2 protein-coding genes are annotated in these 2439 nt (G+C 59.8%); one reads left to right on the top strand and one right to left on the bottom strand.

Annotation, left to right across the window (positions count from 1 at the left end; genetic code table 11):
* Positions 1 to 330, bottom strand: a 330-nt coding sequence (gene argB, locus V6C16_RS11260; protein WP_333543245.1) for an acetylglutamate kinase, incomplete at its 3' end; no start/stop codon positions are given.
* 247 nt (positions 331 to 577) lie between these two features.
* Here argB and V6C16_RS11255 point away from each other — a divergent pair.
* The coding region (locus tag V6C16_RS11255) for a hybrid sensor histidine kinase/response regulator (protein WP_333543244.1) at positions 578 to 2439 on the top strand (1862 nt) is incomplete at its 3' end.

Here is a 2439-nt window from a genome sequence, read left to right as displayed (position 1 = left end):
CAACAGGTTGCCGTCCCGACCGGAAATGCCGGCGGCGCGCACGCCGTGCGCAGCCAGGGAGGCCACCACGGCCTTGTTTACCTGACCGCACAGCACCATTTCTACCGCTTCCATGGTGGGCTGGTCGGTAACGCGCAGGCCGTTTTCAAAACGGCTTTCAATATTCAGGCGCTGCAGCAGGGCAGAAATCTGCGGCCCGCCGCCATGCACGACGACAAAGCCCATGTGCTGGGCCGCAAGCTGGGCCAGATCTGTAGCAAAAGCCGTACACAGGTCGGGCTTGTCCATGGCGTGTCCGCCATATTTGATGACAACCGTGGTGTTGTTCATGCGTGTTCCTTGTTTGCGGCCGCGCTAGGCATCGCTATGTAATATGTCCGCTGACTGGCAAAATTAACACCCCGTCATGCGGCGCGCAAGCGGAGGCGGTGGCAAATGGGCGACAAAATCAATGCAATTTCGGCTTCATGGCGGTATGTTGCGGAAAACGGGCCGGGGGCTGTCCGGCCTTTCCAGAACGGCATTGTCTTGCGGGCGTAAAAGCGCTAGCCTGCACGCCAGCTTTGGAGGCAGTATATTGTTAGAGGCGCGGCGAATTTTTGACGAAGAGCTTTCCTGGGGACGCGAGGCAATGGCGGCGGCCAGTGTGGGGCTGTGGGCCATTTCATATGACACGCGCACGGAACGGACAGCCATGTTTACCAACGAGGCCATGCGGAGCCTGCTGGGCCTGCCTGACGGGTTGGACCCGGAAGCCTGCGCGGCTTTCTGGCTGCGTCATGTGGACAGCCTCGACATGCCTCTTATCCGGGAAAGGCTGGCGGTGTTCAAGAATGACGCCTCCATGCGCGAAATCCGCTATGCCTACCGCCATCCCCACATGGGTCTGGTGCATATGCGCTGCGGCGGCAAGCGCGTGTCTTCAGCGGACGATCCTGTTTTGCGCATTGTGGGCTTTCAGCAGGATGTCAGTGAACTGCACGCGGCGCACAATGCCCTGCGCGAAAGCCTTTCACGGCTTTCACTGGCCTGCCGTCTGGGCTGGCTCGGCGTATTCGAGCTGGGGCGCAAGAACGGCAAACCGGAATTTTCGTGCAACGAGATTTTTTACGAACAGTTTGGTCTGCATGAAAGTGCGGATGCCGCGGAGCGGCTCGGGGCCGTAGAAAAGTGCATACTGCCCGAAGACCGCCACCGCTGGCGCAATCTCTGCCGTGCCGAGGGCTGGACCCTGGGCTTTCAGGAGCATGTGGAACTGCGCGTGAGCCACCCGTGGCGCGGCCTGTGCTCATTTGCTGTGACGTATGAGGTGGTGGGTACGCAGAACGAACCCCGCATCACCGGCTATGTGCACGATGTGACCAAGCAGCGCCAGCATGAATGCATGCTGCGCGAGGCCAAGGAAAGCGCCGAAGCCGCCAATGCGGCCAAAAGCATCTTTCTTGCCAACATGAGTCACGAAATACGCACGCCCATGAACGGTATCATGGGTATGGCCCACCTGGTGCTCAATACGAACCTCAGCGCGCAGCAGCGGGATTATGTGGAAAAAATCCATTCCACCTGCGAATCTTTGCTGGATATCATCAACGATCTTCTTGATTTTTCCAAAATCGAAGCCAACCATATGGATCTGGAGGCCCTGCCGTTTCAGCCTGTCAATGAAATGGAAGCGGTGCTTGCCTTGCTGCGCCCGCGCACGCAGCACAAGAGCTGTGTGCTTGAAAGCCATATTGACCCTGATATTCCCAAAACGCTTGTGGGTGACGCCCTGCGCCTGCGGCAGATACTGCTGAACCTGGGCGGCAATGCCATCAAGTTTTCAGAGCGCGGCGTGGTGCGCGTGGATTTGCAGCTTTTGCGCCGCGAAGGTAACAGCATTACTCTGGCATGCCTTGTGAGCGACGAAGGCATCGGCATGAGCCAGGAAGAGCAGGAACGTATTTTTACGCCGTTTTCACAGGCGGATACGTCCATTACACGCCGCTTCGGCGGCACCGGCCTGGGGCTTTCCCTGTGCCGCCGGCTGGTGGAGCTGATGGGCGGCCAGATACATGTGCAGAGCGCGCCGGGCAAGGGCAGCGTATTTCGCGTGGACCTGCCTTTCGGCGTGGGCCGTGACGATGTTTTTGCTCCCGACATGTCGGGGGCAGGGCCGGAAGAGCAGCCCGGCTGCCTGCGGGGGCTGCGCGTGCTTATGGCCGAAGACGGCGACATAAACCGTGAGATAATGGAAGTGCTTTTGAGCGGCATGGGCGTACAGTGTACGGCCGTGAGCAATGGGCAGGAGGCGCTTGAGGCATGGCGGGCGCACGCCGGGGATATAGACCTTATCCTTATGGACGTGCAGATGCCGGTAATGGACGGCTATACCGCCACGCGCGAAATCCGGGCCGACAGCCGGCCCCGGGCGGCCACGGTTCCCATTGTCGCCATGAC

The organism is Desulfovibrio sp. 1188_IL3213 (assembly GCF_036763145.1).
In the GTDB taxonomy this organism is placed as follows: domain Bacteria; phylum Desulfobacterota; class Desulfovibrionia; order Desulfovibrionales; family Desulfovibrionaceae; genus Desulfovibrio.
Note: the sequence above shows the minus strand (reverse complement) of the source record. Positions and strands in the feature narration are given on the sequence as shown.